Raw genomic sequence first — 4,300 nt, 5'->3', positions numbered from 1 at the left:
GAGCCGGCTTGTCGTGGCGACCAACCGCAGCGAAATGGCCAATACAGGAAGCCTCAAGTTCCCAGGAACTGGCACAGTTCCCGTTTCTTGGCCAAGGCATCCTTGCGCCCCAACTCGATCAGTTCGCTGCAATAGCTCGCCTCGAACAGCAGGTAGCTTAACACCCCTGCCCCGCTGGTCTTGGTCGCCCCAGGCCCGCGCAGGAATAGCCTTAGCGCCGCCGGCAGCTCGCGGCGGTGACGGGCGGCGATCTCGTCCAGCGGCTGGCTGGGCGCCACCACCAGCACCTCGATCGGCGCCAACCCCAGGCGCCGGGCGTCCAGGTGCGCCGGCAGCAGGTGACTGAGATGGTTGAGCCGCTGCAGCAGCTCGATATCGTCCTCGAGGCTGTCGATGAAGGTGCTGTTGAGCATATGCCCGCCGATCTGCGCCAGGCTCGGTTGCTGGCCGCTGAACACGCGCTGGGTCGGCAAGGGTGGCGAGGGTCGCTGGGGGTTGCCGCTGACCCCGACCACCAGGACGCGACTGGCACCCAGGTGCAGCGCCGGGCTGATCGGCGCCGGCTGTCGCACCGCGCCGTCACCGAAGTACTCCTCGCCCAGGCGTACCGGGGCGAACAGCAACGGGATCGCCGAACTGGCCAGCAGGTGGTCGATGGTCAGCGGCGTGGGCATGCCGATGCGGCGGTGGCGCAACCAGGGTTCGATGGTGTCGCGGCCCTGGTAGAAGGTCACCGCCTGGCCGGACTCGTAGCCAAACGCGGTCACGGCGATGGCACGCAACTGATTGGCCGCCAGGGAGTGGGCGATGCCATCCAGGTACAGATGCTCGTGCAGCAGGCCGCGCAATGGGCGGCTGTCGAGCAGGGCCACCGGCACCTGGCCGCCGAGCCCCAGCAGGCTGTGGCCGACGAAGCGACTGGCCTGGCGGATCACGCCTGGCCAGTCGCTGCGCAGCACCAGGTGGCTGCGAAAGTTCTGCCAGAATGCCGTCAGTTGCTGTACCGACTCGGCGAAGCGGGTGGCGCCGCTGGCCAGCTTGACCGCGTTGATCGCGCCAGCCGAGGTGCCGACGATCACCGGGAACGGATTGGCGGCGCCCGGCGGCAGCAGCTCGGCGATGCCGGCCAGCACGCCGACCTGGTAGGCGGCGCGGGCACCGCCGCCGGAGAGGATCAGGCCGGTGGTTGAGGTCATGCATCCTTCCTGGAGTCAGTGGTTGCCAGTACCGGCCCTGTCGCGGGGCAAGCCCGCGCCCTAACGCTTTTTCTTGTCGTACAGCCGTGGTTCGCCTTCAGGCCGCGATTTGAAGCGCCGATGCGCCCACAGGTACTGCTCCGGGCACTCGCGCAGCACACCCTCGACCCACTGGTTGATGCGCAGGCAGTCGGCCTCCTCGGTTTCGCCGGGGAAGTCTTCGAGCGGTGGGTGCACCACCAGGCGATAGCCGCTGCCATCCTCCAGGCGCTTCTGGGTGAACGGAATCACCCGCGCCTTGCCCAGCCGGGCGAACTTGGTGGTGGCGGTGACGGTGGCCGCAGGGATACCGAACAGCGGCACGAAGATACTCTGCTTGATGCCGTAGTCCTGGTCCGGCGCGTACCAGATCGCCCGCCCCTTGCGCAGCAGCTTGAGCATGCCGCGCACGTCGTCGCGCTCCACCGCCAGCGAGTCGGCGTTGTGACGCTCGCGCCCGCGACGCTGGATGAAGTCGAACACCGGGTTGCCATGTTCGCGGTACATGCCGTCAATGGTATGCACCTGGCCCAGCAAGGCGGCGCCGATCTCCAGGGTGGTGAAGTGCACGGCCATGAGGATCGCCCCCTCACCTTCACGCTGGGCGGCCTGCAGGTGCTCGATGCCCTCGATGTGGGCCAGGCGCGCTAGCCGGGCCTTTGGCCACCACCAGCTCATGGCCATTTCGAAGAAGGCGATGCCGGTGGAGGCGAAGTTTTCCTTGAGCAGGCGCTGCCGTTCGTCGCCGGACAGCGCCGGGAAGCACAGTTCCAGGTTGCGCGCGGCGATGCGTCGGCGCTCACCCGCCAGCCGGTACATCACCGCGCCCAGGGCGCGCCCCAGCCCCAGCAAGGCCCGGTACGGCAGCTGGGCGATCAGCCACAGCAGGCCCAGGCCCAGCCACAGGCCCCAGAATCGCGGGTGAAGGAAAGAGGATCGAAAACGCGGGCGTTCCATTGAAGCTTCCGGCAAGACATGAGCCCGGCATTCTACATCGGTTGCGGGCAAACGGTCTTATCGCTATAAGTCAGGGCACTTTTTTCGCAACAAGCCGTCTATGCAGACCATGAGCCCCAACCAGACACCCGACAACGCCCCCGTGTTCCAGCTCAAGGGCAGCATGCTTGCCATCACCGTGCTGGAACTGGCGCGCAACGACCTCGAGTCCCTCGACCGCCAGCTGGCGGCGAAGGTCGCGCAGGCGCCGAATTTCTTCAGCAACACGCCGTTGGTGCTGGCCCTGGACAAGCTGCCCCATGACGAAGGCGCCATCGACCTGCCCGGGCTGATGCGCGTGTGCCGTCACCATGGCCTGCGCACCCTGGCGATCCGCGCCAGCCGCATCGAGGACATCGCCGCCGCGATCGCCATCGACCTGCCGGTGCTGCCGCCGTCCGGCGCCCGCGAACGGCCACTCGAGCCGGAGCCCGAGGTGAAGAAGCCCGAGCCCGCACCTGCGCCGCCAGCTGCGCCAGCCGAACCCGAAGTTCGCCCGACGCGGATCATCACCTCGACGGTACGCGGCGGCCAGCAGATCTACGCCCAGGGCGGCGACCTGGTGGTGACCGGTTCGGTCAGCCCCGGCGCGGAACTTCTTGCCGATGGCAACATCCATGTGTACGGCGCCATGCGTGGCCGTGCCCTGGCCGGCATCAAGGGCAATACCAAGGCGCGTATCTTCTGCCTGCAGATGACTGCGGAAATGGTCTCCATCGCCGGCCAGTACAAAGTGTGCGAAGACCTGCGCCGCGACCCGCTGTGGGGTTCGGGCGTACAGGTCAGCCTGTCCGGCGACGTGTTGAACATCACCCGTCTTTAACGGATACTTGCCGGCATTTTTAGCGCAACTTTTTTCCCGTTGCCGTTTTTTGTATTTGCAGGGACGTCTGTCCCGAATTATTTAGGGGTGAAACACCTTGGCCAAGATTCTCGTGGTTACTTCCGGCAAGGGGGGTGTGGGCAAGACCACCACCAGCGCCGCCATCGGTACCGGCCTCGCACTGCGCGGGCACAAGACGGTCATCGTCGACTTCGACGTCGGCCTGCGTAACCTCGACCTGATCATGGGCTGCGAACGCCGCGTGGTGTACGACTTCGTCAACGTGGTCAACGGCGAAGCCAACCTGCAGCAGGCCCTGATCAAGGACAAGCGCCTGGAAAACCTGTTCGTGCTGGCCGCCAGCCAGACCCGCGACAAGGACGCGCTGACCAAGGAAGGCGTCGAAAAGGTCCTGATGGAGCTCAAGGACCAGTTCGACTTCGTGGTCTGCGACTCGCCGGCCGGTATCGAGAAAGGTGCGCACCTGGCGATGTACTTCGCCGACGAAGCCATCGTCGTGACCAACCCCGAGGTTTCGTCGGTACGTGACTCCGACCGCATGATCGGCCTGCTGTCGAGCAAGTCGCGCCGTGCCGAACAGGGCGAAGACCCGATCAAGGAACACCTGCTGATCACCCGCTACCACCCCGAGCGCGTCGAAAAGGGCGAAATGCTTGGCGTCGAGGACGTCAAGGAAATCCTCTCGGTCGAACTGCTGGGTGTCATCCCCGAATCCCAAGCCGTGCTCAAGGCCTCCAACCAGGGCATCCCGGTCATCCTCGATGACCAGAGCGATGCAGGCCAGGCGTACAGCGACACCGTCGACCGCCTGCTGGGCAAGCCCAAGCCACTGCGGTTCATCGAAGTGCCGAAGCAAGGATTCTTCGCGCGCCTGTTTGGAGGCAAATAAACCATGAACCTTTTTGACTTCTTTCGTGGCAGACAGAAACAGAGCAGCGCGTCGGTAGCGAAAGAGCGTCTACAGATCATCGTGGCGCACGAGCGTGGCCAGCGCAGCACCCCGGACTACCTGCCTGCCTTGCAGAAGGAGCTGGTCGAGGTGATCCGCAAGTACGTCAACATCGGCAACGACGACGTACAGATCGAACTGGAAAACCAGGGCAGCTGCTCGATTCTGGAACTGAACATCACCCTGCCTGATCGCTGATCGCGCAGCTGGGTGTAATCATTGGGGCTGCTTTGCAGCCCATCGCCGGCAAGCCGGCTCCCACAGACAACGCGGGAC

General features: G+C 65.2%; 5 protein-coding genes. 3 read left to right on the top strand and 2 right to left on the bottom strand.

Annotated elements, in window-relative coordinates:
• Window positions 1-53: 53 nt before the first annotated feature.
• Together ACODS9_RS26405 and ACODS9_RS26400 are read right to left on the bottom strand one after the other, a co-directional pair.
• Entirely contained in the window at window positions 54-1,196 is a 1,143-nt protein-coding gene (locus ACODS9_RS26405; protein ID WP_489095114.1) for a patatin-like phospholipase family protein, read from the bottom strand.
• A 60-nt stretch (window positions 1,197-1,256) separates the two neighbouring features.
• Window positions 1,257-2,192, bottom strand: a complete 936-nt coding sequence (locus ACODS9_RS26400) for a lipid A biosynthesis lauroyl acyltransferase (RefSeq protein WP_401106301.1) — start codon at window positions 2,190-2,192, stop codon at window positions 1,257-1,259.
• Window positions 2,193-2,292: 100 nt separating this feature from the next.
• Between ACODS9_RS26400 and minC the strand changes: the two genes are divergently transcribed.
• The 3 genes from minC (at window position 2,293) to minE (ending at window position 4,222) form a co-directional block, all read left to right on the top strand.
• A complete protein-coding gene (gene minC / locus ACODS9_RS26395; protein ID WP_367858201.1) occupies window positions 2,293-3,054 on the top strand; it encodes a septum site-determining protein MinC in 762 nt (253 codons plus the stop codon).
• A gap of 97 nt (window positions 3,055-3,151) precedes the next feature.
• Complete coding sequence (gene minD, locus ACODS9_RS26390) at window positions 3,152-3,964, top strand: septum site-determining protein MinD (RefSeq protein WP_023631119.1); 813 nt, start codon at window positions 3,152-3,154, stop codon at window positions 3,962-3,964.
• 3 nt (window positions 3,965-3,967) lie between these two features.
• Window positions 3,968-4,222 carry a cell division topological specificity factor MinE gene (gene minE / locus ACODS9_RS26385; protein ID WP_023631120.1) on the top strand — a complete coding sequence of 85 codons (255 nt, stop codon included), beginning with the start codon at window positions 3,968-3,970 and terminating at the stop codon, window positions 4,220-4,222.
• The last annotated feature ends 78 nt before the right edge of the window (window positions 4,223-4,300 follow it).

Source organism: Pseudomonas sp. FG36 (assembly GCF_057809275.1).
Note: the sequence above shows the minus strand (reverse complement) of the source record. Positions and strands in the feature narration are given on the sequence as shown.

What these genes read in the sequence shown, in the direction of transcription:
- ACODS9_RS26405 (WP_489095114.1), bottom strand. Translation starts at nt 1,196, where the DNA reads ATGACCTCAACCACCGGCCTGATCCTCTCCGGCGGCGGTGCCCGCGCC.
- ACODS9_RS26400 (WP_401106301.1), bottom strand. Translation starts at nt 2,192, where the DNA reads ATGGAACGCCCGCGTTTTCGATCCTCTTTCCTTCACCCGCGATTCTGG.
- minC (WP_367858201.1), top strand. Translation starts at nt 2,293, where the DNA reads ATGCAGACCATGAGCCCCAACCAGACACCCGACAACGCCCCCGTGTTC.
- minE (WP_023631120.1), top strand. Translation starts at nt 3,968, where the DNA reads ATGAACCTTTTTGACTTCTTTCGTGGCAGACAGAAACAGAGCAGCGCG.